The sequence below is a fragment of the Streptomyces sp. NBC_00872 genome (assembly GCF_045161915.1).
Lineage (GTDB): Bacteria > Actinomycetota > Actinomycetes > Streptomycetales > Streptomycetaceae > Streptomyces.
The window spans coordinates 4,933,446-4,958,643 of sequence record NZ_CP108806.1; the positions used below are offsets into that span (position 1 = coordinate 4,933,446).

Consider the following 25,198-nt stretch of genomic DNA (forward strand, 5'->3'; position numbering starts at 1 on the left):
GTCTGACCCCATGACCCGGGTCTGACTCCCTGACCACGGCCTGACCCGGGCCCGGGGCTCTGTCCCCGATTCGACCACCGTGGCGTGACTGGCACAGTCCGGTCCCCGGCGGCTCCGGCGCTCGCCCCCCGACGCCTGGGCCGCCGGTCCCGTTTCCGGCCCCCGCCCCTCCGCCAGCCGTCAGTCGTCAGCCGTCGGCAGGGGACCTGACCTGACCTGACCGGCACGTTCGTCCACGTTCGTGTCAGTACTGGCGGTACGGGTTGTAGCCGTCGTAGTCGATGTACGGCGGAGGCACCGGCACCCGGCCCGTGGCCCGCGCCGCATAGGTCAGCGCCGGTCCCGCCGTCTCCCTGCGCTGCCAGAGATGGTGCAGCAGCTCCTGCTCGCGCTCGACGAAGTCCGGGCCGGCCTTGCCGCGCTGGGCGTGGTGGCGCAGAAACGCCAGGGACGTCGCGAACGCCTCGTACTCGCCGACCGATCGGGACGCCTGGGGCCCGTACGTACGGCCCGCGAAATCGCGTGCCACCGTGCGCGCCCGCATCGAGGAGAGCGCCTGGGGCGCGGCCGCCGGCAGCCAGCCCGCAGCCGCGTACGCGGGCAGCTCGGCGGAGACCGTACGCAGCTCGCGCTGTCTGCTCCAGATCGCCAGCCAGGTCAGCAGCCCGAAGACCGGCACCATGAACGCCGCGTACACGGCGTAGAAGCCGAACGGGCCGAAGAGCGACGTCGAGCCGTTCCACAGCGCGTGCATCCCCATCGCCAGCGCCAGACCGAGCGGTGGAAGGGCGAACCGCCGGAACCTCTGGCGACGGGTCGCCATCGCCGCCAGCCCGAAACCTATGCCCGTGAGCACGGTGAAGAGCGGGTGCGCGAACGGGGACAGCACCACCCGTACGAAGAAGGTCGCCGCCGTCATGGCGGGCAGGCCCGTGCGGTCCGCGGTCTGGTCCTCGCCGAAGGCGCTGCCGAGATAGAGGATGTTCTCGGTGAAGGCGAAGCCGGTGGCGGTGAAGCCCGCGAACACGACCCCGTCGACCAGCCCGGTGAAGTCCCGTCTGCGGAACAGGAAGATCAGCAGGATCGCCGCGGCCTTGGCGCTCTCCTCCACGACCGGCGCTATCACCGTGGCGCCCAGGGACTCCGCGCCCGCCGGGTCCGCGGTGGCGGTGGCTATCCACCGGGTCGCGAAGGTGTTGGCGATGATCGCGACCAGGGCCGCGGCGAAGGCGCCCCAGGCGAACGAGAACAGCAGATTGCGCCAGGGGCCGGGATCGACGCGGTCCAGCCAGCGGAAGGCCGCGATCAGGAGCGGTACGGGCAGCACGGCGAGACCGAGACCGACCAGAAAGCCCTCGGTGCCGGTCTGGTCCCGCACGAGCGCCAGGATCACCAGCGCGCAGAGTGCGAGCAGCGTGATCACGGCCCCCGCCCGCACCGCCCGGTGACGCCAGAAGGCGCGGCGCGGGCGATAGCGCCTGCGGGCAGGGTCCGGTACGGCGGTCCACAGGTCACCGAGCTGTTCCTGCTGCTCGTAGACGGGGATCGCCGGGCCCGGATCGAGGCGCTGCTGCGAGGGTTCCGACACCCGATGACCCTAACGAGAGCCACTGACACTGGCGATGGTGCCTCTGCCGCTACCGCCGGTTACGGGCGGACCCGGGGCGGGCCCTACGGTCAGGTCGCGTCAGGCGGACGGCTGTCCCGGCTGTCCCGGCTGTCCCGGCAGATCCGGCAGATCCGGCAGATCCGGCCGTGCCGGCCGTTACGGGTGTCCCGGCCGTTCCGGCAGATCCGGTACGCGGCGGAACAGCAGATCGCGTACGGCATGGCCCTTGTCGAGCCCCTGGCCCTCGAACCGGGTCAGCGGCCGGAACGCGGGACGGGGCGCGTATCCGCCGTCCGGCCGGGTGTTCTCGAAGCCCGGGTGGGCCGTCAGCTCCGCGAGCATCTGCTCGGCGTACGGCTCCCAGTCGGTCGCGCAGTGCAGTACGGCCCCGGGCCTCAGCCGGCTCGCGGCCAGGGTGAGGAACTCCGGCTGGATCAGCCGTCGCTTGTGGTGGCGCTTCTTGGGCCAGGGGTCGGGGAAGTAGACCCGCAGCCCGTCGAGGGACCCGGGCGGCAGCATCTCCCTGAGCAGGATGATCGCGTCGCCGTTGGCCACCCGGATGTTGGACAGTCCGTTCTCCTCCGCGAGCCGGAGGAGATTTCCCTGGCCGGGGGTGTGCACATCGACCGCGAGTATTCCGGTGCCGGGGTCGTCCGCGGCCATGCGCGCGGTGGCCTCGCCCATCCCGAAGCCGATCTCCAGGACGACCGGCAGCCCGCCGAACAGCTCGTACGGATCGAGGACCCGCTGTCCGTCGATGTCCAGGCCCCAGACGGTCCAGAGCCGTCGCAGCGCGTCGGCCTGGCCCGTGGTGACGCGGCTGCGGCGCGGCTGGAAGCTGCGGATGCGCCGCTCGAAGTGCGAGCCGGCTGGATCGGCGGCGGGCCCGTCGCCCTCGGGGAACATCCGGCTCATCATCCGCGCCCCGGCCCGCTCGGCCGTCCCGGCGCCGCCGGCCCCATCGGTCATGCCTTGCTCAACAGACTCGGTCGCCTCGGCCATCTCAGTCATCCGTCCCGGTCTTCTCGCGCTCGGCCACCACGCACCGATTCTACGGAGCGCCCAGCGATCGCCCCCGCCACGCCTTCCCGTCCATTCCCGCCCGTCTGCCAGGGTCCCTCGCCGAAGCGCCGTGTCTCGTACGGGTCGGCACGGAAGAATTCGAAGTCGCCGACGTGCTCAACGTTCTCGTCCCGCTCATGGCCGACAAGGTCGGCCGAGACATTCCACATGATCGGCTCGTCTTCACCGCTCTCGAACCAGGGCTCATGCTCCGACGTTTCCGAAGGCGTTACGCGGGACTTGTCCGCAGGACTGCGGCGCGTTCGCGGAGCTCGTCCACTCCTGCCACGCCGCGGAGGCGGTCGAGGCCGAGGCGAGCACTCATGTCCTGGACGGCGTTGTGGACCTTCATGGAGTGGAGGCCGCCTGCGCAGTCGACGAACTCGCTCCACGCGGAGAAGGCGCCGTCGATGTCGTCGCGGCGCAGCCGGACCTGGCCGAGGTCGGCAAGGACGATGGCGCGGGTGCGGCGTCGGTCGAGACCGTGGATGTCGAGGGCGTGGTGAAGGTGTTCTTCGGCAGCGTTGAGGTCGCCGAGGCTGGCGAGGATCATCCCGGACTCGTGGGCCCAACGGCCGGGTGAGTAGTGGGCCGCCCACGATTCGCCGGGGACGTTCGGGGCGCGTTCGATGGCGGTCTGCGAGGCGGCCAGGGCCTTGGTGGCGGTGCGGCGGTCGCCGTCCGCAGCGGCGGCGTTGGCCAGGGTCGCGTTGTAGTACGCGATGGCGCGGGGCTCGTGGAGGTGGCGCGTGTAGCGGACGCACTCCTCGGACAGCCTGACGGCGGCGGCCCGGTATCCGAGATCAATGCAGTGGACTGCGAGGCCGCGAAGGGCGGTCGCGGCCAGTTCGGGGTCTCCGGCGTCGGCAGCCAAGCCGTACGACTCCTTGTAGTACTCCTGGGCGAGTCCCTGATTGCCTTCGTCCTGGGCCATCCATCCCACCAGGTGGGCGAGCTGGGCCGCTGCTGCGTAGAGCTCGCGGCCGGTGGCCTGGGTATAGGTGCCGTTCAGCCAGCCGGCGACTTCCGTGGTGAGGTAGCGCACGGCCAGGTGTCGGGCGTGACCGCCACCGAGTTCGGCGGCGGAGTCGCCGAGTGTCTTGACCATGTGCCGGACGGCCGCGGCCTCGCCGGCCCCGACGTTCACGGTGGCCCCGGCCTCCGCAGCGGCGGTGCGGCGGGTGAGGCTGTCGGGATCAGGCAGGTCAAGTGCACTGAGGGCGGCGGCACTGGAGGCTGCGAAGAACTGCCGGCGTCGCACGTCGAACTCTCCTAACCGGATGACCGAGTCCACGCTATCGGCCGAGGGTGGCCTGCCGGGCCCTTGACCAGCGAATCGCGGCCCGGTCTCCGGTAGTCCTTCCCGTGTGGAGAAACGGAACGTCGGCGCCATCCCGGTTTCGGACGGCGCCTGGTCGTGCTCGACGATGATCAGCGACGATCGCTCGGGGCCGTACAGCTGCGCGGTGAGCAGGGGGGCAAAAACAGTGCTGGTCCGCGGCTCGTGCCGGAGTTGGGCTGTGACGTGCGGGTCGTGGGCCGAGGCGGCCGCCCTGTCGTCGGGCGGCGAGTAGTCGCGGGCGAACTCCAGGGCCACGGGGCTCGTCGCGAAGAGGCGGCACAGCAGGTCCTGGGTCCCGGCGATCGGGAGGATGCCGGTTTCCCAGTCCTTCCACGACCGCTCGGTGACGCCCACTGGCCGCAGTCGGTTGGCCTCCACAAAGGCGTGCAGCTGCTCCACAGCATGTGCGACCGTCCAACCAGCCGCCAGGCGGCGGCACTTGAGGCGGTGATGCCCGCAGTGTTCTTCGATCTGCGCCGCGATCGCCGCGACCAGCGCCGCGGGAACGGGTTCGGGTGATCCCGCGTGGCCGAGGGCACGCTCGCGTATCCGGCGACCGCAGGCAGCTTCATGGGCCCGTCGGTTGGGTGTGTCCGTGGTGACGGTCATCCTCGGCTCCCCGCTGGGCCGCACGCGAACAGCGGTGGTGTCCGCGTCACGGTATCGGTGATGGCTTGCCTGTCCCAGTGCCATCCCAAACCTTCTTCCATGGGGGCGAGTTGAACGCCCGCAGTGGGCGGCGTCGTCGCCCATCGCGGGCGATCAGCTCTCACTACCAGGCCAGACGGCCTCGGATGAAGCTGTTGGACAGGCGCCGCGTCCGGCCGACGGACCCTCATCCCGTTCGGCTCCCCGCCCGAGGGCACCAGCCGGACGCGCTGCGTCTTCCACCCGTCCCACACACCCCTCGCCCCTGACCGGGGCGGGAGTTGGGAGAGCACGATGGACGACCGACCTCCGCTGTTCGCCCTGGCCGGACAGATCGCCCAGCTGGACCGGCTGGACGCGGTGCGCGTCGAACAACTGCGGCACGAGGCTCTGACCGCGTCGGCCCCGTGGAAGGCCGAGTACGGGGCGTACCAGTCCGGCGGCTGGTGGACGACGTCCCTGATGAATGCCTCCGGCGACGCGGAGGACGTACGGATCGGCGACTGCACGCCGCGCCCCACTGCCCTGCTGGAGGCGATGCCGGTGACCGCCGAGGTGCTCGCCAGGCTCGGGCTGTCGTACATGTGGGTCCGCCTCGCCCGGCTGGAGGCGAACGCGTATCTCTGGGAGCACCGCGACTACGACGAACTGGCCGCGACCGAGCGGCACCGCCTCCACATTCCGCTCCACACCAACTCCTCGGCCTTCCTGGTGACGGGCGGCACGAAGGTCCACATGACTGGAGGGCGGATCTGGCGGCTCACCCCGACGTACGCGCATGGGGTGTGCAACCTGCTCGGTCCGGACCGGATCCATTTGATCGCCGACGTGTACGCGGACGACGCCTACCGACAGCTGGCTGAGCGTGCGCAACTGCATCCCTCGGCGTCCGAGCCGCTCCCCGTCGCTTCGCAAGCCGTGCTGTCCGCGAAGCTCGCCGAGGCCCGGCGCCTGGCGGACCTCGGCTATGTCGCTGCGGCCGAACGTCTGCTGCTGCGGCTGTTCTACCGATTCGCTCTGCCCGAGGGCGCCACGTACGACCTCGTCGCCGCGCTGCACACCGCGCTCGGCGACGCCGAGGCCGCCGAGCGGTGGAGCACGGCGAAGACGAAGCTCCTCGCCCACGCCGTCTCCTGACCTTCATCTCCCCGCGCACGGAAGGGAATTCGTCATGCCGACCCCCATGCTCGCTCCCGCCGCCCCATTCGCGGCAGGTTTCCAGCTGGCCGAACTCGCCGACGCCAACCGCCCCGCTCAGTTGCCGCTGGTGGGGCACATCGCCCAGATCCTCGCCGTCTCGCCGGCCGTCACGCACCTGCTGGTCCGCGGATCGCTCGCCTCGGGCACCGCCGACCGGCTCTCCGATGTCGACTTCGTCATCGGTGTCGACGACGCGCTGCTGCCCGCCTTCACGGACGCCCTGGATGACCTGATGGCCGTTGAGGCCGGGGCCCTGCTGCCGGGCTGGCCGGACAGCATCGTCGCCGACCTGGGCGGTCTCGGGTACGTGTTCCTGATCCCGTACGACGGCAAGCTGCAGCAGGTGGACCTGTACCTCGCACCCGCCTCGAAGATCTCGGAGATTCGCCGGAAGGTGACCTGCGCGGCGGTCCTCGACCGTGATCCGGCGCCCCCACTGGACGAGGACCGCCGACGGGCCGAGACGTTCGTCGCCGAGCGGGTCGCACGCCCCAAGACGTGCGCCGAGCTGCTGGTCGAGCACCTGGTCCTCGCGGTACTCCTCCGCAAACGACTTCGCCGCGGTCAGCGGTTCGTCGCGTACGCCGAGTGGCACCTGCTGCACACCGCGACCAAGGACCTGATCAAGGCCGCGCTCGCGCCGACATCCCGGTACTGGGGCTGGTACCAGCTACGGGAAGAACTCGCGCTCACTCCGATCGGCCGGGCCTGCCTGGCCGACCTGGATGCCGCCGTCACCTCCCCTGCCGTGCCCACGGCCCAGGACGTCGACGCCGCGCTGGACCGGGTGATCGCCTTGACCGAGCGGGCCTGCCCGAACGCGCTGGCCGGCCTGACCGACGCGGTCACCGCCTGCCGCACCTACCTGGAGCTGGCATGACCGCCACCACGGGGCGGTGCCGGGCAGCCGGACCGGCGTGGTGTCGCACCGGTCGCCCATGTCGTCGAACGTGTCGGATACGAGTCGCGGGTCCATGGCTGTGCCACCCGACGGCGGGTACGGGGCTACTTGTCGTCGAGGTCTTCGCCGAAGGTGACGTCCAGTTCGGCGGTGAGGGCCTCGGCCAGTTGGAGTGACTGGGCCCGGTCGATGACGATCTGCTTGAGCGAGGTGAGGCCGCGGAGCTGGGAGAGGTCGTTGCCCCGGAGGTCCAGGCCGCAGTACTTCCCGCCGTCGAACTCGGTCAGCCGCAGATCGCTGTCGTCGATCAGGGCGGCGCCCAGATCGGCGGCGACGAAAGCGGTCTCCCGCAGCGAACACTTGGCGAAGATCACAGGGCCGGCAGCCCGGACGCGGGCGAAGGTGCTGTAGTCCAACTTGCAGTTCTCGAACAGGACGTTGTCGAGCGTGACGTCTTCGAGCGTGGCGCCCATGAGCTTGCAGTCGCGGAAGACGGCTCTGGAGATCTTGCTGTCGGTCCACCGCAGGGAGGACAGGTCGCAGCCCGTGAAATCCACGGAGTCGACGCGGAGCTTCTCCAGACGGGTGCGCCGGGCCTTGAGGCCGGTGATCCTCCCGTCCATCAGGTGGGTGTCGGCCAGGTCGAGCTCCCGCAGATCTGCCTCGGCGTAATGGAATTTCGTCACCTGGCCACGGCCGCCCCCCAGCGAGGTGACGTCGGAGAGGTGGAGGCCCGGTTCGTTCAGGGCGGGGAGCGTGACGCTCGTGCGGCGGATCGTACGGGTGTCCATCAACAGCCTTCCAGGGCGGCGGGTCGGTCACCGGTGCTGCCGGCACGCCCGGGGCGTGCCGGCAGCGGCGCGGCTTACTTCTTCTTGTTCCAGTTGTCCCAGGTCGGGCGGTTGTCGAAGGAGGCTGGGTTCTTCGCCCAGTTGTCCCACGTGGGCCGGTTGTCCCACTTGCCTTCAACGATCACCGGTGTCGGGGCTTCTTGCGTGGCTGTCAACTCCATCACGATGAGGGTGTCGGATGTGACGAGCCGGTCCAGGATCGTCATGCGGCTGCCTCCTTTGTCGCGAGCATGGACAGGGCCGTGACCAGGGCCTGCCGGGAGACCCGGCAGTAGTTGGTCTCGGTGGTCGTGAGGCTGCCGTTCTCGAAGAAGCGGTTGGCAGCCTGGGCGCCGCGGCAGAAGTCGAAGAACTCGCACGTGGCCTCGCAGCGGTCCAGGCCGGTGAGAAAGTCGCGTACGTAGCGCAGCCGGTGGGCGTTACGGAGGATCTCGGCCAAGGGGCGGTCGAGGAGGTTGCCGGCGGCGAAGTCGCCGTACTCGGGCGCCGCCGTGTCCGCGAGTTCCGGGGAGAGCAGGACTACATCACCCTTCCAGGAGATCGTGGGGATCGGGTCGAGGCGGCGCCGGTCCCACTCGGCTCTCTGGCCGGAACGGATCAGCTGGAGATACTTGGCGAGGCGTTCGACTTCCCGGACCGGCGGGGCGCCAGGGTGCTCGCGGGTCCAGATGAGGGTGCGGCGCCAGAACTCCTCGGCCTGGACCGGAGTGGGCGGCTGCCGGTCGGTGTTGATCCCTTCGATCTCCTCGATGTTGAAGCCCACCGAATGGCCGCCCAGAGCGGCCAGGAACTCAAGCAGTTCTTCCGGCATCGTGATGCCCAGGGTGCCGACCACCGAAATGACGGAGAACGGGATGCCGTGCTCGCGCAGTTGTGTGATGCCGCGCAGGATCCGGGCGAAGGCGGGCTTGCCGCGAAGGTCGACACGCTCGGCGTTCATGACGGCCGGCCCGTCGATGCTCACCCCGACCCGGACGTCGTACGCGGCCAGTAGATCGCACCACGTCTCCGTGATCAGAGTGGCATTGGTCTGCACGTAGTGCTGGACCCGGCCTGCCCGCCGCAGGTCCTCGAACGGCGCGAGCAGGGCGACGAACTTCTGTTGCCCCACGGCGAGTGCCTCCCCGCCGTGCCAGACGATGCCGATCGGATGGCCGCTGCCCTCGAACTGGGCCACCGCCTGAGCCAGGGCCTCGGCCACCTCCAGGGGCATCTGGTGCTTGAGTTTGCGAAACGGCAGGTAGCAGTACCGGCAGTCCAGATTGCACCAGGTCGTGGGCTGAACCACCACGGTCTGCGGAGCCGCGAACCGCTGCTGGTACCGGACGGGCCAAGGGGACGGGCGAGAGCGCATCGGGGGCCTCTCCTCGACGGACAGGGGGGAGCTGTGGCTTCGGACGTTCGGTAGCTCCGGGTATGAGGGAACCGCGCTGGTGGTGGCTTCGGGGAGAGGGGCTGCTGTGATCTGCAAACGGCTTGCATGTGGTGCAAAAGCCCTTCGCCGACGGGTGTCCGGCGCCTACGGTGGACGGGGCACAGCTTCGGTCGGTGACGGGAGCGGGGTATGGGTGGGGGCAGGGCAACGCCGGGAAGCCGGGCGGAGGACGCTCATCCGGGGAAGGTCATCCGGGCTGAGCGTGGGAAGCAGGGGATGACGATCGCCCAGCTTGCCGAGAAGACGGGCTACTCGATCGCGCAGGTATCCCGGTATGAGACCGGAAGGTCGTCGCTCGCGGACGTCGTCACACGCAGGCTGTTCGTCGACGCGCTCGGGCTGCCGCCGCAGGCGCTCGGTCTGGCGCCGGACGTGCCGGTCGACGGCCACGGCCGTGCCGCTGAGGTGTTCGCCGGGTACCCGAGCCTGCCTGCCTCTATGGTGAGAAACCTTGGTGGCGAGGACGGTGAGGATGCGGTGCGGCGTAGAAAGTTGCTGGCGAACCTGGCGGTCACCGCAGCCGCAGCCGCCGGAACCCCGCTGACACGCGGCAGCACGGCCGACAGGGACACACTGATCGGTGATGTGCTCGTCGGCCGGCTGCGAGACGCGATGCTCGGGTTCGGCGGCGGGGCACTGCCCGATCCGGTGCGACTGCCCGTCGAACTGGGCCGCGCCATGGCGGACTTCCATGCCTGCCGGTACGACAGCTTGTCGTCGCGGCTGCCGCTGGTGATCCGGTCCGGGCACGCGCACAGCATCAGCGGGCACGGCCAGCATCTGGTGCTGGCCAAGGCGTACGTCCTGGCGACCCGGCTGCTGGTCAAGTTCGACGAACAGCAGCTCGGCTGGATGGCGGCCGACCGTGCGCGGCAGTTGGCCGAGGCGGACGGTAACGCTCTGGCCGTTGCCGAGTCCGCGCGGCAACTGGCCGTGCTGGCGCGCAGAGCCGGCTGGCATTACGAAGCGATGTCGATCGCGCTGGCCGCTGCCGAGGCGCCGAGCCTGCGCGAGGCAGGGCGTGACGGTGCGGCGGAGCGGGGGCTGCTGATCCAGTCCGCCGCCTACAGCGCCGCGCGTGGCGGCGACGCGGACGCCATGCGGAAGATGACCGCCGAGGCCGCCGCCATCGCCCGGGAGCTGGGCAGCACGACCCGCCTGCGGGACCACGGCGGCGGGTTCAGCACGGCGACGGTGCAACTGCATCTGATCTCGGCGGAGAACTCGACCGGCGACCCGGGTGCGGCATTGACGGCGGCCCGCGCCCTGTCCCCGCAGAGCCTGCCCACTGTGGAGCGGCGGGCCCGCTACTACACCGATGTGGCTGCGGCGCTCGGGCGGTGGGGACGCCGGGACGAGTGCGTGCGCGCGTTGCTGGCGGCGGAGCAGCATGCCCCGGAAGAGACTCACTCCAGGCCGGCGGTGAAGGCCATGGTCTCCGGGCTGCTGCTGTCCGGCCGGACCACCAGCGAACTGAGGGGCCTGGCCGCGCGTTGCGGTGTGCTGGTGTAACCGCCGGCCCGAGTACGCCATGTGGGCAAGCCTCCTTGTTGTGGTGGAAGGGCGGGGCGGGCGCGGTCGGCAGGGGAGGGCGGGACGCTGCTGTCCGCGCTGCCGAGTGGGCTCACGGGGGATGCCAGGTCGAAGGTTCTGGTCGGTGGGTGGGGTGGGTGGTACGGGCAGCCGGGACGGGGCGTCCGTGCGGCCACGCGGGGGTCTGTATCTGCTGGGGTGCTCGGTTCAGCGTTCGCCGAAGAGCCTGGCTCGTGCCTCGGCGCGCTTCAGGTACGCGGCGTGTTCCGCTGCCAGGTCCACGATGGTGAACTCATCCAGTTCCATGAGGAGTTGGCCTGCGAGCACCCAGCCGAGCCGCCGGCTTTCAAATGCCACGCCGCCGGCGTCGTACATCACCGGGAACGGCCCGCCGCCCGGCCGGTACAGCGCTCCGTGCACCCCCGCCACCACGAAGGTCTTCACGCGCAGCGCCACATGCCGTTCGCGTAAGTGCGGGCAGGCCCCCACCGACGTCACCGCGCACGGTACGCACAAGGGGGGATGGGTGGTGATGTAGCCGGGCTTGCTCAGCTCCGGGTAGTCCGCGTCCTCGCCCACGACCCACAACGTGCCGTCGTCGGTACGGTCGGACGGCCCGCCGCAGATCTGGCACAGCAGTTTCCGCATGGCGTGGCGCTGGCGCAGGAAGTGCACATTCCCGAACTCGGGCCGTCCCTTGCCCGGACTGATTCCGATCCGCTTCCACAGCACGCCCATGTCGTCGCGCTCGTACGGCCCTTCGTCGGCGTACGCGATGCCGTCACCCTTGGCGATCACCACACCCCTGGGCCTGTGCTCGGAGGACCAACAGGCGATGTACGGCACGACACCCGGCCGTGCCGTCGCACCGAGCGGAGGCCGTTCGCCCCCATCCGTCCCCGACAGCTCAGCCACGGCCCGGCCCCCCGCCCGGCGCGTTGCGCTCCGCCGCGCTCCGCACCGACAACGACGCCCAGATCATCTTTCCCGGCCCGGCCCGATCGGCCACTCCCCATTCGTCCGCCAGCGCGTCGACCAGGAGCAGCCCCCTGCCGTCGAGCGCCGCCGGATCCGGCATACGCGGCTGCGGACGCTCCGGCGAACCGTCGTGCACCTCGATGCGCAGAGCACCCGAGCTGCGGAAGTAGCGCGTCTCGATGGTCTGTTCCGGCGTCACCCTCGCGTGCAGCCGCGCGTTGCTGAGCAGCTCCGACACGATCAGGACCGCCGAATCCTCCAGCTCCGACAGCCCCCAGCCGGCCAGCGCCTTGCGCAACTCCAGCCGCGCCAGCGCCACGCATCTCGGGTGACTGCTCCACCGCAGCACAACGCTGTGCTCCGTTGAGTCCGGCCTGCGATTCCCGTACATGTCACACGCCCTCCATCTGCCCTTTTCGCCCTCGGCCAACTCGGCGGCGCCGCTGCGGGACTTGGCGGGAGTGCGCTTGCAGGGCAAGGCCCATCCCTCTCCGTAGCGGAACGACTACCGTGGGCACTCAGAGTGGCGTAGAGTCCACCTGTCTTCAACTTGCGTGGTTTGAGCGGAGAGTTGGTTACCAGGATGGTGAACCGTAAGGAGCTGGACCCCGACAAATCGCCCGGTGCGCGATTCGGAGAGCGTTTGCGCTCGCTGCGGGATGAGCGCGGCTGGACCCAGGACGAGTTGGGGGAGCGCATGGGGTGCTCCGGAACGCACATTTCTGCCGTCGAAACTGGTCGTCGGCCTCCAACTCCCCGCTTCGCGGCTAGTGCTGACAGGGCGTTCGGCACGGGTGATCGGCTCGAACGTCAGGGTCGGGCCGTATGGAACACCGCGATACTGGAAGGGTTCCCGGAGTTCGTCGCTCACGAGGTCCGCGCGGCAGAGATCAGGCTCTTTGAGCTGGGCATCATCCCCGGGCTGCTCCAGACACCGGAGTACGCCGCATCCATCACCACAGGTGCCATGCGACGTGGAGCGATCACGGAGCAGCAAGCAGAAGAACGGCTGGCTCTACTCGCAAAGCGGCAAGCGTCACTGAAGCGGACTCCCACACCGCTGGTCTACGCGGTGTTGGACGAGAGCTGCATTCGGAGGCTTGTGGGCGGCCCCGAGGTCATGGCGGCACAACTGGACCGATTGGTGGAGTTCGCAGAACTGCCCTCAACGGTTCTCCAAGTGGCTCCGTACGATCTTGGCGAGCGGCGCGCGTTCGATCTGCCGGTTCGCTTACTGACGTTGCCGGACCGTTCCCAGCTTGCCTACGCCGAGTCCGCCCAGCAGGGAAGATTGGAACGCGATATGAGGTTCGTCCAGCCTCTGTTGACGGCCTACCATCAATTACAGGCTGAAGCACTTTCCCAGGCGGCTTCCGTGGCCATGATCGACCAGGTACGAAAGGGCACCCCGTGACGACCGAATCCCCCCGCTGGTTCACATCCTCCTACAGTTCCAACGGCGGTGACTGCGTTGAGGTGGCCGCCAACCTCGCCACTCCGCGCGGCGTGGTTCCCGTCCGTGACTCCAAGGACCCGAGCGGCCCAGTTTTGAACGTTCCTGCTGGCGCGTTCGCCTCGTTTGTGGCGGGTGTCAAGGCAGGGGAGTTCGCTCGCAGCTTCGACGCGTGAAAGGACACCCCGTGACGAACGACTCCCCTCGCTGGTTCAAGTCTTCCTACAGTTCCAACGGCGGTAACTGCGTGGAGGTGGCCGCCAACCTCGTCGCCCCGCGTGGCGTGGTCCCCGTCCGTGACTCCAAGGACCTGAGCGGCCCAGTTCTGAACGTCCCTGCCGGCGCGTTCGCCTCGTTCGTGGCGGGCGTCAAGGCGGGCGAGTTCGCCCGCACCTTCGATGCGTGAAAGGCACTCCGTGACGACCGAACTCCGTTGGGTCAAATCCTCCTACAGCAACAACGGCGGTAGCTGCGTCGAGTGGGCCCCCGTGTACGCGTCCGCTACCGGTGTGGTTCCTGTCCGTGACTCCAAGGACCCGAGCGGCCCAGTTCTGAGCGTCCCCGCCGGTGCGTTCGCCTCGTTCGTGGCGGGCGTCAAGGCGGGCGAGTTCGTCCGTACCTTCGGCGCGTGAAAGGGCATCCCGTGACGACTGACTCTTCTCGCTGGGTCAAATCCTCCTACAGCGACAACGGCGGCAGCTGCGTGGAGTGGGCCCCCGTGTACGCGTCCGCTACCGGTGTGGTTCCTGTCCGTGACTCCAAGGATCCGAGCGGCCCGGTTCTGAGCGTCCCTGCCGGTGCGTTCGCCTCGTTCGTGGCGGGTGTCAAGGCAGGCGAGTTCGCCCGTACCTTCGGCGCGTGATCTGCGCACACCCCCTCGCCCTCGGGGCAGGGGGTGTGTCAGTCCTCGCCCAGCACCGCCAGTGCCCGCCTGGCGACCTCGCGGCCGATCGGCAGCGACGCCGTCGCCGCCGGGGACGGTGCGTTGAGGACATGGACCGTGCGGGGCCGCTGCCGGATCAGGAAGTCGTCCGCCAGCGTGCCGTCCCGCAGCACCGCCTGGGCCCGTACGCCCGCCGTCGCCGGGCGCAGATCCGTGTCCCTGACCGCGGGGAGCAGTCTCCGTACGGCCTTCGCGAAGGCACGCTTCGACAGCGAGCGGTGCAGCTCGCCCGCGCCGTACCGCCAGTGCCTGCGCGCCGTACGCCAGGAGCCGGGCCAGCCCAGGGTGCCGGCCAGCTCGGCGGGCCGTACGGTCCGCCAGGTGTAGCCCTCGCGGGCCAGCGCCGGGACCGCGTTCGGCCCGACGTGGACGGTTCCGTCGATGCCCCGGGTCAGATGCACCCCCAGGAACGGGAACGCCGGGTCCGGCACCGGATAGACCAGCCCCCGTACGAGACCGGGCCGGGCCAGTTCGTAGTACTCGCCCCGGAAGGGCACGATCCGCATCCCCGGGTCGTCGCCCGCGAGCCGCGCCACCTGGTCGCACTGGAGCCCCGCGCAGTTCACCAGCACGCGCGCCCTGACCACGTCCCCGGCCGCCGTACGGACCGCGACCCCCCAGGGGCGGCGGTCCACGGCCGTGACCTCCGCGTCGTACCGGACGGACGCGCCCGTCGCGCCCGCGGACTCCGCGAGCTGCTCCGCGACCGCCAGGAAGTCACAGACCCCGGTCGTGCCGACATGGATCGCCGCGAGACCGCGCACCTGTGGTTCGTACTCGGTGATCTGAGCCGGGCCCAGCTCCCGCACCGGGATGCCGTTCTCCCTGCCGCGCTGGACCAGGGCGTGCAGCCGGGGCAGCTCGTCCCGCTCCGTCGCGACGATCAGCTTGCCGGTGACCTCGTGGGCGATGCCGTACTCGGCGCAGAACTTGACCAGCTCGGCGGAGCCGCGCACCGCGTACCGCGCCTTGAGCGAGCCGGGGCGGTAGTAGACACCGCTGTGGATCACCCCGCTGTTGTGGGCCGTCTGATGGCGTCCGGGGCCCGGCTCCTTCTCCAGCACCACCACGCGGGTGCCCGGCGCGGCGCGTGTGATGGCGTACGCCGTCGACAGACCGACGATCCCGCCGCCGATCACCAGCACTTCGCAGTCGAATCCCACGCGTCCGCTCATAGCGCGCGCCACCTCCCACCCCGATAGTGCACTGGCCCGCCGACAACGCGCTTAAACCACGAATCGACAGACCGGTACGACAAGTAGGCACGGAGTGCCGCCACCAGCCCCGACGGACCCTCGGTTCCGGCCCACGCGGACCCTCGGTTCCGGCCCACGCGGACCCTCGGTTCCGGCCCACGCGGGTCCTCGGTTCCGGCCCACGCGGGCCCCTACGCGGGTGCCGGCAGACGTGACCCGGCCCCTACGCGGGTGCCGCCAGACGTGACCCGGGCCCTACGCCGGTGCCACCAGCAGGGGTCGCGCGCGCTCCCGCAGCTCGACCACCCGGGGCTCGTCCCCGTACGGCTCCAGGCGGTGCAGCAGATCCCGTACGTACTCGGTCGTACGCGCCGAGGAGATCCGGCCCGCCACCTCCACCGCCCGGGTGCCCGCCGCGCACGCCGCGTCGAGATTGCCCGACTCCAGTTCGGCGACCGCGCTCACCACCAGGCGCAGCCCGTGCGAGCGTACGAACTCCTCCGTCGGCCGGGAGAGCGCCTGCTCCGTGAAGCGCCGTACCTGGCGCGGCGCCTTGAGATCGCGGTAGCACTCGGCGGCGTCGGCGGCGAATCTGTCGTACGAGTAGAAGCCCAGCCAGGACGGGTCCGCGTCGCCCTCCCGCGAGCGCTCCAGCCACCCTTCAGCGGCCTTGAGGGCGGCCCCTGCGGCCACCGCGTCACCCGCCTTCGCGTGCGCGCGCGCCTCCACCAGCCGGAAGAAGCTCATCGTGCGGGCGGTGGCGAGACCGCGATTGCGCTCCAGCGCCGCCTGCGCGAGATCCACGCCCTCGTCCGCGAAGCCGCGATAGGTCGCCTGGAGGGACATGGAGGCCAGCACATAGCCGCCCAGCGGTACATCGGCGGCGGCGCGCGCCAGCCGCAGCGCCTGGATGTAATAGCGCTGCGCGGCCTCCTGCTGTCCCGTGTCGAAGGCCATCCAGCCGGCCAGCCGGGTCAGCTCGGCGGTGGCCCCGAAGAGCCCGCGCCCCACTTCGTCGCTGTACGCGCCGAGGAGCAGCGGTGCCGCGTCGACCCGCAGACACTCGGGCACCATCGACGAACGCCAGTCCCCGCCGCCGTACTTGGAGTCCCACCGTCTGGCGTCGGACGCCGCCTCGCGCAGCTTGGCCACATCGCTGTGGCCCACACGCAGCGGCGAGACCTCGCCGGACGGGTCGGAGCCCTGGCCGGAGCCCTGCCCGCTCCCGCCGTGCGCTCCCTGCGCCGCCTCCGCGACCGCCGGATCCCGGGCGACCGAGGAGTCGGCGGGTGTTATCAGCCACCGGGAGGCGGGCGTCGCGTAAGCGCTCACTGCGAAGGATCCGGCCAGGGACTGCCAGATGCCGCCGCTGCCCGCGCGGCGGCCCGCCAGATCCAGTCGGTACAGCTCCGTCGCGGCGCGCACCGCCTCACCCACGTCACGTGGGAAGGCGAGCCCGACCTCGGGGGCCGGATCCGCGTCCGCGAGGCCGATCTCATGGAGTGGGACGGGACGTCCCAGCTTGGCTCCGATGGCGGCGGCGATGAGATGGGGCGCCGCACCTTGCGGAACCATCCCCTTCGATACCCATCGCGCCACGGAGGTCTTGTCGTAGCGAAGTGTCAGACCGCGCTGCGCCCCGAGGTCGTTGACCCGCCGGGCGAGGCCGGCGTTGCTGATTCCCGCGAGGGCGAGAACGGTGCCGAGCTTTTCGTTCGGCCCGCGTAGCTCCCTGGACATGCGCCACCCCTCGACACACAGACGGCCGCCGCGTCCGCGGCATAGGCGCGCGGCATTCGTAAACCCAGCGTAGTTCGCCACATCCCGACCGTTAAGGGGCGGACTTCCGTATGGCGGGATTGTTGTCCGTGCTCCACGGCGGGGTTCGGTCCCCGAGCGGTACGCCGTGCTCCGGGTGTGTAGCGTGCGCCCGGCCGTGCGCTCTTGGCCCGGCGGGAGCGGGAGCGCTTCCATGAGACCTGCGTGGGTCGGCCCACTGCGTACTGGAACCAGTGGGCTGGGGGATACCGCCGCCCCAATCCCCGCGGGCGGTGGATCAGTCCGGGAGGCGGCGAACGCCTCCCGGACTGAGCGTGTGCCGGTGCTGAAGTGCCGTGCCGGGCCCGGAGTTTGGCTGAAACACGTCTGTCGGGGAAGCGCCCTGGAAGCGCCGCCGAAGCGCCGTTTCTTCGCCAAACGGCCAATGCCAGGGGCGCATTCGCTTTTCCACGCGTGCTCCCGTAGGCCCTCCTGTGCGCTGTTGTCGTGGCAGCATGTTCCCGAACGGCTTCGGTTTCGGGCTGCTCGGAGTGGGTTGTCGAGCCTACTCTGTGGGCTCTTGAGCCTGATTCTCGACTTGTCCACAGGCTGTGGAGGCGGCGATGCGCTGGTTGGTGGGGTGGAGCAGTATCGCCGCGCGCTTCGGCACGGCAGGTCCGGCCGCCGGGTCGGCCGGACCCTCCGGACTCTCCGGTTCCGCCGGATCTGCGGGTTCTGCCGGTTCTGCCGGTTCCATGGGGTCCCGGGGGTCCCGGGGGTCCCGGGGGTCCGTCGGCCCGGTCGGTGACGACCCCGAGGGCCGTGGCGTGCATCCCGTCGGCTCCCAGCTCCTGTGGGGCGACCCGGATCCGCTGTGGGCCGTGGGCGACTGGCGGCCCGACGAGATCCGGATCGTCAGCGTCGACCCCATCACCAGGCTGGCCGTGCTGGGCTGTTGCGGGGCCAGCGACGAGGAGCTGCGGGTCGGGCTGTTCGCCGCCCGCGGCGGCGCGCTGCGCCATCTCACCGCCTGGCCGGGCAGTTACACGGCGGTCGCCCAGATCGGCCGCCGGATCACGGTCGTGGGCGACCTCGCCGGGGCCAGGCCCGTCTTCTACACCCCCTGGGCGGGCGGCACCGCGTACGCCACCGCCGCCCTGCCCCTCGCCGATCTCATCGAGGCCCAGCTCGACATCGGGCATCTCGCCGCGCTCCTCGCCTGCCCCGAGACCCCGGAGGCGCTGCGCGACTCCACTCCGTACGACGGCGTCAAGCGCATCCCGCCCGGACACGCGCTGGTCCTGCGCGAGGGGTCGCGCGAGATCACCGGGTACGAACAGGTCGCCTCCCTCGCCGTCGCCGGACCCCAGCGGGACCCCGACCGGGCGGTGGAGGGCGTACGGGACGCCCTCGTGGAGGCCGTACGGGCACGGCTCCTGGCCCCGCGCCACGCGCCCGAGAGCATGCCGCCCGATCCGGGGCCCGTCCCCGGCATGGGGCCCGCCGAACGGCGCGCCGCGCGCGGGGGCCCGGTCCCCGGTATCGGCGCCGATCTCTCCGGCGGCAGCGCGTCGGGCACGCTCGCGCTGCTCGCCGCCGGGCTGCCGGGCGCGCCCGGCACGGTCCTCGGACATGGCACCGGCGCGGGCGAGCGGCTGCTCGCCGTCACCTTCAACGACCTGGCGACCGGCAGCCGCGACGAGGCCGAGCTGGAGCGGGCGCGGCTGATCGCCGCCAACCCCCGGCTGCACCATGTGGTCGTCGCGGCGGGCGAAGAGGCCCTGCCGTACGCCGACCTGGAAGGCCCGCTCACCGATGAGCCGGGTCCCTCCCTGGTCACCGCGGCCCGCCACCGGCGCCGGCTGGCCGCGGGCAGCGCCGACCACTTCACCGGAGCCGGTGCCCGCGAGGTGCTCGACGCGCACCCCGCGCGCCTGGCCGATCTGCTGCTCGACCGGCGCAGACGCCATCTGCTGCACCCGGTCACCGCGCTCGCCAAGGCCGAAGGGCCTTCGCCCGCCTCGCTGTTCATCCCGCTCACCGTGTACCGCGCGGCGCGCCGGCTGGCCCGTACGCCGTACCGCACCGGCCTCGAAGAGGCGGCGGCCCGGCTTCCGCAGGCCAACAGGGCGGCGCTGTCCGCGTCCGCGAACGGCCCGCTGGGCGCCTCGCTGGCCGCCCTCACCTGGTCGCGACCTGGGCCCGCCGCGCGCTGGCTGACCGGGGAGGCGCTCGCGGAAGTATCGGTTCGTCTGTCGGCGGCGGCGATCCGGCCCACCTCCGTGCAGCGTCCAGGAGAGGCCCGCGCCCGCGCCGCGCTGGCCCGCCACGCCGCCGACCACCGTGTCTTCGAACAGGCCGCGGAGATCCGCAGCCAGCGGCTGCACGCGCCCTTCCTCGACAACCAGGTGGTACGGGCCTGCCGCGAGCTGCCCGAGGCGCTGCGCGTCCAGCCGGGCGCCCGCGCGGAGATCCTCCGTACGGTCCTGGCCGGGGCCGGTATCCATGACCTTCCGCCGGGCTGGGGCGCGACCTCCCGGGCGGGTTCCGCCGCCGCCACGCGCGCGGGACTGCGCACCGCCGTCGGTGAGCTGATCAGCCTCTTCGACGCGCCCCTGCTGGCCGACGCGGGCCTGATCGAGGCACGTGTCGTACGCAAGGCCCTGCGGGCGGCGGCCGAGGGCGAACCCGTACCGCTCGACGGTCTCGCCGATCTGGTCTCCACCGAACTGTGGCTGCGGCGCCTGCTGTCCCGGCGGGGCACCTGCTGGACGGGCACGGCGGCGCCGCGCCAGCGCGCGGTGGCGGGCGTGGTGGTCCCGCGGCCGACGCTGCACTCGTAGCCGCACTCGTAAGAGGCCGACGCCGCACTCGTGCCGACGCCGCACTCGTAAGGGAGCGCGCGGCGGCGGGTCCTCCGGTCGGGCGGCGGTCCTTCGCGCGGCCGGAGCGGCCGGATCCGCCGGGGCGCGTCAGGGGCAGCTGATCCGCGACTGCGCCCAGTCAGCGAGCGCCACCGCCCCGAGCGGCCGGTGCGGCTCGACCACCAGGCGGATCGTCTTCTGCCCCGAGATTCCCACCTGTACGGGTACGGCCGGGTCGCCGCCGCGCAGTACGGGCGAGCGCCAGAGCCGTTCACCGTCCCCGTACAGGGAGAAGCGCACGGACCCGAGGTCGCGCGTCAGATCGTCCACCCCGACCAGCGCCGCATAGGTGGCACAGCTCCGGTTGAGATCGATGACGACCGACGACGACGCGTGCGTCGTCACACCATGGGCGTACCGGGTGCCTCCGATGGCCAGTCCGGAGCGCTTCCACATCCAGCTGCTTCCGACGAGCCGCACCTCCGGTTTGGTCTTGTCACCGAAGAGGTCGTACGACAACTGGTTCACCTGATAGTCGGCCGGAGGTGGCGGAGGTGGAGGGGGTGGCGGCGGCTTCGGGCTCGGTGTGGGAGGAAGCGACGGGGCCGGCGGGGCCGGCGCCTTGGTCGGCACCGGAGGACCGGGCTGGGCGGGCTTCGGACTGGGAGTGGGCTTCGGTTCCGGTTTCGGGGCCGGTTTCGCCGAGGGTGGCGGTGTCGGCTTCTTCGCGGAGGGGGCGGGCTCCGGTGCGGGTGGCGGGGGTGACGGAGTCGGCTTCGGCGGTACGACGGGCCGCGCGACCGGAGGCTTCGCCTTGGGCGGCTGTTCCGGCCGCGAGTCGTTCACCAGCGCGTACACCAGACCGGCCGCGGCGGCGACGGCCACCAGCCCCGCGATCCCGGCCTTCGCGGGCGCACCGAGCCCCTCGGACGCGAGGGCGCCACCGGAGGCCGCCCCACCTGCCGCGCCACCGGAGGCAGTCCCGCCCGCCGCCGCTCCGGAAGCCGCTCCGGACGCCGCTCCTGCTCCCGCCGCCGCGCCGGACGCCGCTCCCGCGGCAGCGCCGGAGCCCGTGGCCGCCGCGGCGGCACCGGCCCCCGCCGCTCCCACGGCGCCGCCCGCCACGATCCCGGCGGCCTTGAACGAAGCGCCCGCCGCGAACCAGCCGATCACCGCGACCGGCAGCACCATCGCGGGGATCTCGTCATTGATGTGCGCCAGCTCGCCCGCCGCGCGACGGCACTTGGCGCACTCCTCCAGATGCTTCCGCAGCCCGCGCTCCGCGCGCGTCCGCAGACCTCCCCGGGCATACGCCCCGAGCCGGTCCGCGTACTGGGCGCAGTCGCCGCCCGAGGTGTGCGCGGTATTCACATGGGCCTGGAGATAGGCCTGCTTGAGCCCTTCGCGCGCCCGACTGGCCAGTACCGCCGTGGCATTGGCGCTCAGCCCGAAGAGCGGCGCGACCTCGCTCGGCGACTCCTCCTCGACCGTGGTGTGCCAGAGCACCGCCTGCCAGCGCTCGGGCAGACTGCGGAAGGCCCGCATGGCCATGGACTGTTCGGCCTCGCGCATCGCCAGGACGTCCGCGCCCAGATCGAGGGTGTCCCTGTCCGAGACCTCGGAGGAGCGGGCGGCCTGCGCCGCGAACACCGCGAAGTCCTCGACCAGTTGCTCCCGCTTCGCGGACTTCGTCCAGGAGGCGGCCACCCGCCGTACGGTCGTCAGCAGATAGGCGCGCACCGCCTGCTCGGGCCCGGCCCCGCCCCGGACCGCCTGCAAGGTACGGGCGAAGACCTCGGCCGTCAGATCGTCGGCGGTATGCGTGTCCCGGCAGCACGTACGGGCGTAACGGCGCACCGCGGGCGAGTGCCTGCGGAACAACTCCTCGTACGCGCTGTCGTCGCCGTCCCGCATCCGCTGGATCAGATCGGCGTCCGAGGAGGGCGGCTCGGGCGCCCCAGGCGCGAGCGTCCCACTCTCGGGCGCTCCCGGCGCGGCCACGGGCAGTTCGACGGTCGGTGTCTCGACGGCCGGTGCCGGTTCGGCCTGCGACGCGCCGCCGAGGCGATCGCGCTGCGGCGGCACGCTGCTCTCCGCCTCGGCCGCCCCGGGCCGTGAACCGGTCGAGGGATGCGGCATCGGAGGACCGGGATAGCCCGCGGGCCTCCCCGAACCGCCGGGCCCACTCTGCTCGGGCACGCTCGGCACACCCTTCGGACCGCCAGGACCACCAGGACCGCCGGAGCCGCCAGGACCGCCGGAGCCACCGGAAGCGCCTGCCGTGACCGGGCCACCGGAGCCGATCCGGCCGCCGGGCACCACCGGACCCGGCACCTCCCTGGGCCCGCCCTGGCTCGGCACCTGCCGCCGGGCCGTCCCGTCGGATTCCGTATCACCGTCGGCACCACCGCCACCGAGCGGCTCGTCCCGTCCGTCACCGCTCATCGCGGAAGCCCCCGTACGCGCCCTCTGAAGACACCCTCTGACGCAAACACCGGGACAGAGTGTCACAGAGCACCGCGATGCCCGGCCTTTCGTGCCAGGCAACCACTCATCCGGGGAGGTTTCCCCGAGTCCGGTATGAACGTTCACTCGTTCGGGGAAGCCTCAACAGCGTTCACCGCCAAGTCAGTTCGAGGACAGTTACACCGACCCGACCCGACCCGACCCGACCCGACCCGCGCCGCCCGGAGCCGCCCGACCCGACCGGAGCCGGTGCGGGGGCCGGCCGGTCCGCACCGAAGGTACGGACCGGACCGACGCCCACGATCACCGCCCGAGAGCAACCCGGCCGGTCACCGAGGCCCAAGCTCCGGGACCCTGTGGATGCCCGGCCGAAGACCTGCGCCGGGTGCCCGTCCGAAGACCGGCCCCGCTCACCGTCCCGGCAGAGCCGCGCCCGCTCACACCGGCCGTGAGCGCAGCCCCTCCAGCAGAATGTCCAGCAGCCGTGCCGAAGCCGCCGCCTGCTGCGCCGCGTCCGGCAGCGAAGGCGCGGCCGTGGCTATCACCAGCAGAACATCGGCCACGGACACATCACCGCGCAGTTCACCCGCGGCCCGCGCCCGCTCCACAAGCTGCCCGACGACCTCCAGCAGCTCCACCGCACCCGGATCGTCCAGCTCCTCCGGTGACAGCCGATGACCGATCACCCGCAGATCGGGCGCCGCGGCCTGCCGCTGCTGCGGCACCCGCACATCGTCCTGCCCGCCCCGGTCCGCCGCCGCGTCCTCGGCGTCCACGCCCACCCGCAGCACATGCGGCGGAAGCAGCCGCCCCGCACCCGAGGCCACCGACGTGCGCAGAAAGCGGGAGAGAGCCGACCAGGGCTCTTCCTCCTGACCCAGTGCCGTACGCGCCTGGTCGGTCAGCCGGGAGGTCTCCTCCTCGGCTATCCGCCGCACCAGCACGTCCTTGCTGGGGAACCGGCGGTACACCGTGCCGACCCCGACCCGGGCCCGTCGCGCCACATCCTCCATCGGAGCCCCGTACCCCAGCTCGCCGAACACCTCGCGAGCCGCGCGCAGTACATGCTCCAGATTGCGCTGTGCGTCCACCCTTAAAGGTGCCGAGCGACTCGTCCCGCCCGTCACCCGTTGGTCGCCGTCCGTGACGACGGCAGTCTGCCAATGAGAATCCTGAATGTGCATAACCGTTCCCCCGGTAATGATGTCTCCCCCCGGAGACCCCCTCCTCGACAGCCGAGCGTGCCGACCCGGTCACGGACCGGACACGCCGACGAGGTACGAACATAGTTGAGCCCGGGTCAATTCAGAAGAGGGTAGTTCCGCACGGAGCGCCCCCCGATCGGAGCAAGGACCGGAAGATGCCTGATTCATCCAACGGTTGCCACCCCCGACGCCCCCGCTGACCTGCGCCCCTCCATCAATACCTGCGGTTTTGCCCGTCCGGGGCCGTCGAAGGCCTCCGGTCACACAATCTGTCGTGGCTGTGGACAAACACCGGACCCCGTTGCGTCATGGGATGGTGAAGGCTGAGATCTCCCCGGAAACGACCCCCGCACCCACGCCCGGTGCGCGCATTCTGGTTGTCGGCGGCGGCTACGTCGGGATGTACACCGCGCTGCGCCTCCAGCGGAAGCTGAAGAACGGCGAGGCCGAGATCATTGTGGTCTCCCCCGACCCTTATATGACATATCAGCCGTTCCTGCCGGAAGCGGCGGCGGGGAACATCTCGCCCCGCCATGTCGTGGTCCCGCTCCGGCGCGTGCTGGAGAAGTGCACGATCATCATCGGCGAGGCCACGGCCATCGACCACGCCAAGCGCACGGCCACCCTCAAGACCCTCGCCTCCGAGGAGGAGGGCACCGGCACCGTCGAGATCACCTACGACGAACTCGTCCTCGCGCCGGGCTCCGTCTCCCGTACCCTCCCGGTCCCCGGCCTCGCCGAACACGGCGTCGGCTTCAAGACCGTCGAGGAGGCCATCGGACTGCGCAACCACGTCATCGAGCAGATGGACATCGCCTCCTCCACCCGCGACCCCGCCATCCGCGACGCCGCCCTCACCTTCGTCTTCGTGGGCGGCGGTTACGCGGGCGTCGAGGCGCTCGCCGAGCTGGAGGACATGGCCCGCTACGCCTCGCGGTACTACCACAACATCAAGGCCGACGATCTGAAATGGATCCTCGTCGAGGCCACCGGCCGGATCCTGCCCGAAGTCGGCGAGGAGATGGGCACATACGCCGTCCGCGAGCTGCGCGCCCGCAACATCGACGTACGGCTCGGCACCCGCCTGGACTCCTGCGAGGACCGGATCGCCGTGCTGAGCGACGGCGCCAGATTCCCCACCCGTACCGTCGTCTGGACCGCCGGGGTCAAACCGCATCCGATCCTCGCCGCCAGCGATCTGCCGCTCGACGCGCGCGGCCGGCTGCGATGTACGGCGAAGCTCTCCGTCGACGGCGCCGAACACGCCTGGTCGGCCGGTGACGCGGCGGCCGTTCCCGATCTCGCGGCCGACGAGCCCGGCAAGGAGTGCGCGCCCAACGCGCAGCACGCCCTCCGTCAGGCCGGAGTTCTCGCGGCGAACATTGTCGCTTCGCTGCGCGACGAGCCCCTTCAGGACTACCGTCACGCGTACGCGGGTTCGGTTGCGTCCCTGGGCCTCCACAAGGGCGTGGCGCATGTCTACGGCCGTAAGCTCAAAGGCTTTCCGGCCTGGCTGATGCACCGCGTGTACCACCTCAGCCGTGTCCCCACCTTCAACAGGAAGGCCCGCGTTCTCGCGGAATGGACCCTATCCGGGCTCTTCAAACGGGAGATCGTCTCGCTCGGCTCGCTGGAACACCCGCGCGCCGAGTTCGAACTCGCCGCGGGCGGCGAACGGCCGAAGGACAAGTGATGTCACCGACGTCACCGTCCGAAGGACGGTAAGGACCGCACGGAACGGCGGCGCACGGCCC

At 71.1% G+C, this 25,198-nt stretch carries 22 protein-coding genes; 10 read left to right on the plus strand and 12 right to left on the minus strand.

Features of this window, described 5'->3' with window-relative positions; translation table 11 throughout:
- Positions 1-244 precede the first annotated feature (244 nt).
- The 3 genes from OG214_RS21095 to OG214_RS21105 all read right to left on the minus strand — a co-directional run bounded on the left by OG214_RS21095 (position 245) and on the right by OG214_RS21105 (position 4,622).
- Positions 245-1,588 carry a PrsW family intramembrane metalloprotease gene (locus tag OG214_RS21095; RefSeq protein ID WP_405985614.1) on the minus strand — a complete coding sequence of 448 codons (1,344 nt, stop codon included), beginning with the start codon at positions 1,586-1,588 and terminating at the stop codon, positions 245-247.
- 177 nt (positions 1,589-1,765) lie between these two features.
- Positions 1,766-2,527: a tRNA (guanosine(46)-N7)-methyltransferase TrmB gene (gene trmB / locus OG214_RS21100; RefSeq protein WP_405987565.1), complete on the minus strand. Its 762-nt coding sequence runs from the start codon at positions 2,525-2,527 to the stop codon at positions 1,766-1,768.
- Between the two features lie 373 nt (positions 2,528-2,900).
- The gene (locus tag OG214_RS21105; RefSeq protein WP_405985615.1) at positions 2,901-4,622 is read right to left on the minus strand and encodes a hypothetical protein; all 1,722 of its coding nucleotides are present in this window, start codon (positions 4,620-4,622) and stop codon (positions 2,901-2,903) included.
- A gap of 333 nt (positions 4,623-4,955) precedes the next feature.
- Between OG214_RS21105 and OG214_RS21110 the strand changes: the two genes are divergently transcribed.
- Together OG214_RS21110 and OG214_RS21115 are read left to right on the plus strand one after the other, a co-directional pair.
- Positions 4,956-5,798, plus strand: a complete 843-nt coding sequence (locus OG214_RS21110) for an aspartyl/asparaginyl beta-hydroxylase domain-containing protein (RefSeq protein ID WP_363079711.1) — start codon at positions 4,956-4,958, stop codon at positions 5,796-5,798.
- A 34-nt stretch (positions 5,799-5,832) separates the two neighbouring features.
- Positions 5,833-6,741, plus strand: a complete 909-nt coding sequence (locus OG214_RS21115; RefSeq protein WP_405985616.1) for a hypothetical protein — start codon at positions 5,833-5,835, stop codon at positions 6,739-6,741.
- Between the two features lie 125 nt (positions 6,742-6,866).
- On the opposite strand, the gene OG214_RS21120 is transcribed toward OG214_RS21115, so the two are convergent.
- The 3 genes from OG214_RS21120 to amcB form a co-directional block, all read right to left on the minus strand.
- A complete protein-coding gene (locus OG214_RS21120) occupies positions 6,867-7,553 on the minus strand; it encodes a pentapeptide repeat-containing protein (protein WP_405985617.1) in 687 nt (228 codons plus the stop codon).
- Between the two features lie 74 nt (positions 7,554-7,627).
- Positions 7,628-7,819, minus strand: coding sequence for a multiple cyclophane-containing RiPP AmcA (gene amcA / locus OG214_RS21125; RefSeq protein ID WP_363079708.1), 192 nt, complete (start codon positions 7,817-7,819; stop codon positions 7,628-7,630).
- Positions 7,816-8,967: a cyclophane-forming radical SAM peptide maturase AmcB gene (gene amcB, locus OG214_RS21130; RefSeq protein ID WP_363079707.1), complete on the minus strand. Its 1,152-nt coding sequence runs from the start codon at positions 8,965-8,967 to the stop codon at positions 7,816-7,818. Before amcB ends, amcA begins: the two co-directional genes overlap by 4 nt.
- Positions 8,968-9,177: 210 nt before the next feature.
- Here amcB and OG214_RS21135 point away from each other — a divergent pair, with 210 nt between their 5' ends.
- Positions 9,178-10,560: a helix-turn-helix domain-containing protein gene (locus tag OG214_RS21135; RefSeq protein WP_405985618.1), complete on the plus strand. Its 1,383-nt coding sequence runs from the start codon at positions 9,178-9,180 to the stop codon at positions 10,558-10,560.
- Positions 10,561-10,788: 228 nt separating this feature from the next.
- Here OG214_RS21135 and OG214_RS21140 read toward each other — a convergent pair whose 3' ends face one another.
- Positions 10,789-11,382, minus strand: coding sequence for a hypothetical protein (locus tag OG214_RS21140; protein WP_405985619.1), 594 nt, complete (start codon positions 11,380-11,382; stop codon positions 10,789-10,791).
- A 106-nt stretch (positions 11,383-11,488) separates the two neighbouring features.
- Positions 11,489-11,950, minus strand: a complete 462-nt coding sequence (locus OG214_RS21145) for an ATP-binding protein (RefSeq protein WP_405985620.1) — start codon at positions 11,948-11,950, stop codon at positions 11,489-11,491.
- A 192-nt stretch (positions 11,951-12,142) separates the two neighbouring features.
- On the opposite strand from OG214_RS21145, the gene OG214_RS21150 reads away from it, so the two are divergent.
- Genes OG214_RS21150 through OG214_RS21170 form a run of 5 tightly spaced genes read left to right on the plus strand, consistent with a single transcriptional unit; the run spans position 12,143 to position 13,874 of the window.
- Positions 12,143-12,973 (plus strand): helix-turn-helix domain-containing protein, encoded by an 831-nt coding sequence (locus OG214_RS21150; RefSeq protein WP_405985621.1) that lies wholly within the window; start codon positions 12,143-12,145, stop codon positions 12,971-12,973.
- The gene (locus OG214_RS21155; protein ID WP_405985622.1) at positions 12,970-13,188 is read left to right on the plus strand and encodes a DUF397 domain-containing protein; all 219 of its coding nucleotides are present in this window, start codon (positions 12,970-12,972) and stop codon (positions 13,186-13,188) included. Before OG214_RS21150 ends, OG214_RS21155 begins: the two co-directional genes overlap by 4 nt.
- A gap of 11 nt (positions 13,189-13,199) precedes the next feature.
- Positions 13,200-13,418, plus strand: coding sequence for a DUF397 domain-containing protein (locus OG214_RS21160; RefSeq protein ID WP_405985623.1), 219 nt, complete (start codon positions 13,200-13,202; stop codon positions 13,416-13,418).
- The gene (locus tag OG214_RS21165; RefSeq protein WP_405985624.1) at positions 13,411-13,644 is read left to right on the plus strand and encodes a DUF397 domain-containing protein; all 234 of its coding nucleotides are present in this window, start codon (positions 13,411-13,413) and stop codon (positions 13,642-13,644) included. The genes OG214_RS21160 and OG214_RS21165 overlap by 8 nt, the downstream gene beginning before the upstream one ends.
- Positions 13,645-13,655: 11 nt before the next feature.
- Positions 13,656-13,874, plus strand: a complete 219-nt coding sequence (locus tag OG214_RS21170) for a DUF397 domain-containing protein (protein ID WP_405985625.1) — start codon at positions 13,656-13,658, stop codon at positions 13,872-13,874.
- Positions 13,875-13,912: 38 nt separating this feature from the next.
- Here the strand turns inward: OG214_RS21170 and lhgO are convergent, their stop codons facing one another.
- Both lhgO and OG214_RS21180 read right to left on the minus strand, forming a co-directional pair.
- Positions 13,913-15,130 carry an L-2-hydroxyglutarate oxidase gene (gene lhgO, locus OG214_RS21175; RefSeq protein ID WP_405985626.1) on the minus strand — a complete coding sequence of 406 codons (1,218 nt, stop codon included), beginning with the start codon at positions 15,128-15,130 and terminating at the stop codon, positions 13,913-13,915.
- A 276-nt stretch (positions 15,131-15,406) separates the two neighbouring features.
- On the minus strand, positions 15,407-16,891 hold the full coding sequence (locus OG214_RS21180) for an MFS transporter (RefSeq protein ID WP_363079699.1): 1,485 nt from the start codon (positions 16,889-16,891) through the stop codon (positions 15,407-15,409).
- A 773-nt stretch (positions 16,892-17,664) separates the two neighbouring features.
- Between OG214_RS21180 and OG214_RS21185 the strand changes: the two genes are divergently transcribed.
- A complete protein-coding gene (locus OG214_RS21185; RefSeq protein WP_405985627.1) occupies positions 17,665-19,752 on the plus strand; it encodes an asparagine synthase-related protein in 2,088 nt (695 codons plus the stop codon).
- A 129-nt stretch (positions 19,753-19,881) separates the two neighbouring features.
- Here the strand turns inward: OG214_RS21185 and OG214_RS21190 are convergent, their stop codons facing one another.
- On the minus strand, positions 19,882-22,218 hold the full coding sequence (locus OG214_RS21190; RefSeq protein ID WP_405985628.1) for a sigma-70 family RNA polymerase sigma factor: 2,337 nt from the start codon (positions 22,216-22,218) through the stop codon (positions 19,882-19,884).
- Positions 22,219-22,676: 458 nt separating this feature from the next.
- A complete protein-coding gene (locus OG214_RS21195) occupies positions 22,677-23,423 on the minus strand; it encodes a helix-turn-helix domain-containing protein (protein ID WP_363079697.1) in 747 nt (248 codons plus the stop codon).
- Positions 23,424-23,757: 334 nt separating this feature from the next.
- On the opposite strand from OG214_RS21195, the gene OG214_RS21200 reads away from it, so the two are divergent.
- Positions 23,758-25,137 carry an NAD(P)/FAD-dependent oxidoreductase gene (locus OG214_RS21200; protein WP_363079696.1) on the plus strand — a complete coding sequence of 460 codons (1,380 nt, stop codon included), beginning with the start codon at positions 23,758-23,760 and terminating at the stop codon, positions 25,135-25,137.
- Positions 25,138-25,198: the final 61 nt, after the last annotated feature.

Excerpts from the sequence above, each read along its gene's own strand:
- OG214_RS21165 (WP_405985624.1), top strand. The coding sequence starts at position 13,411 with ATGCGTGAAAGGCACTCCGTGACGACCGAACTCCGTTGGGTCAAATCC.
- OG214_RS21135 (WP_405985618.1), top strand. The coding sequence starts at position 9,178 with ATGGGTGGGGGCAGGGCAACGCCGGGAAGCCGGGCGGAGGACGCTCAT.
- OG214_RS21150 (WP_405985621.1), top strand. The coding sequence starts at position 12,143 with ATGGTGAACCGTAAGGAGCTGGACCCCGACAAATCGCCCGGTGCGCGA.
- OG214_RS21190 (WP_405985628.1), bottom strand. The coding sequence starts at position 22,218 with ATGAGCGGTGACGGACGGGACGAGCCGCTCGGTGGCGGTGGTGCCGAC.
- OG214_RS21185 (WP_405985627.1), top strand. The coding sequence starts at position 17,665 with ATGGGGTCCCGGGGGTCCCGGGGGTCCCGGGGGTCCGTCGGCCCGGTC.
- OG214_RS21110 (WP_363079711.1), top strand. The coding sequence starts at position 4,956 with ATGGACGACCGACCTCCGCTGTTCGCCCTGGCCGGACAGATCGCCCAG.
- trmB (WP_405987565.1), bottom strand. The coding sequence starts at position 2,527 with ATGATGAGCCGGATGTTCCCCGAGGGCGACGGGCCCGCCGCCGATCCA.
- OG214_RS21195 (WP_363079697.1), bottom strand. The coding sequence starts at position 23,423 with ATGCACATTCAGGATTCTCATTGGCAGACTGCCGTCGTCACGGACGGC.
- lhgO (WP_405985626.1), bottom strand. The coding sequence starts at position 15,130 with ATGAGCGGACGCGTGGGATTCGACTGCGAAGTGCTGGTGATCGGCGGC.
- amcA (WP_363079708.1), bottom strand. The coding sequence starts at position 7,819 with ATGACGATCCTGGACCGGCTCGTCACATCCGACACCCTCATCGTGATG.
- amcB (WP_363079707.1), bottom strand. The coding sequence starts at position 8,967 with ATGCGCTCTCGCCCGTCCCCTTGGCCCGTCCGGTACCAGCAGCGGTTC.
- OG214_RS21120 (WP_405985617.1), bottom strand. The coding sequence starts at position 7,553 with ATGGACACCCGTACGATCCGCCGCACGAGCGTCACGCTCCCCGCCCTG.
- OG214_RS21145 (WP_405985620.1), bottom strand. The coding sequence starts at position 11,950 with ATGTACGGGAATCGCAGGCCGGACTCAACGGAGCACAGCGTTGTGCTG.
- OG214_RS21200 (WP_363079696.1), top strand. The coding sequence starts at position 23,758 with ATGGTGAAGGCTGAGATCTCCCCGGAAACGACCCCCGCACCCACGCCC.
- OG214_RS21115 (WP_405985616.1), top strand. The coding sequence starts at position 5,833 with ATGCCGACCCCCATGCTCGCTCCCGCCGCCCCATTCGCGGCAGGTTTC.
- OG214_RS21180 (WP_363079699.1), bottom strand. The coding sequence starts at position 16,891 with ATGTCCAGGGAGCTACGCGGGCCGAACGAAAAGCTCGGCACCGTTCTC.
- OG214_RS21105 (WP_405985615.1), bottom strand. The coding sequence starts at position 4,622 with ATGACCGTCACCACGGACACACCCAACCGACGGGCCCATGAAGCTGCC.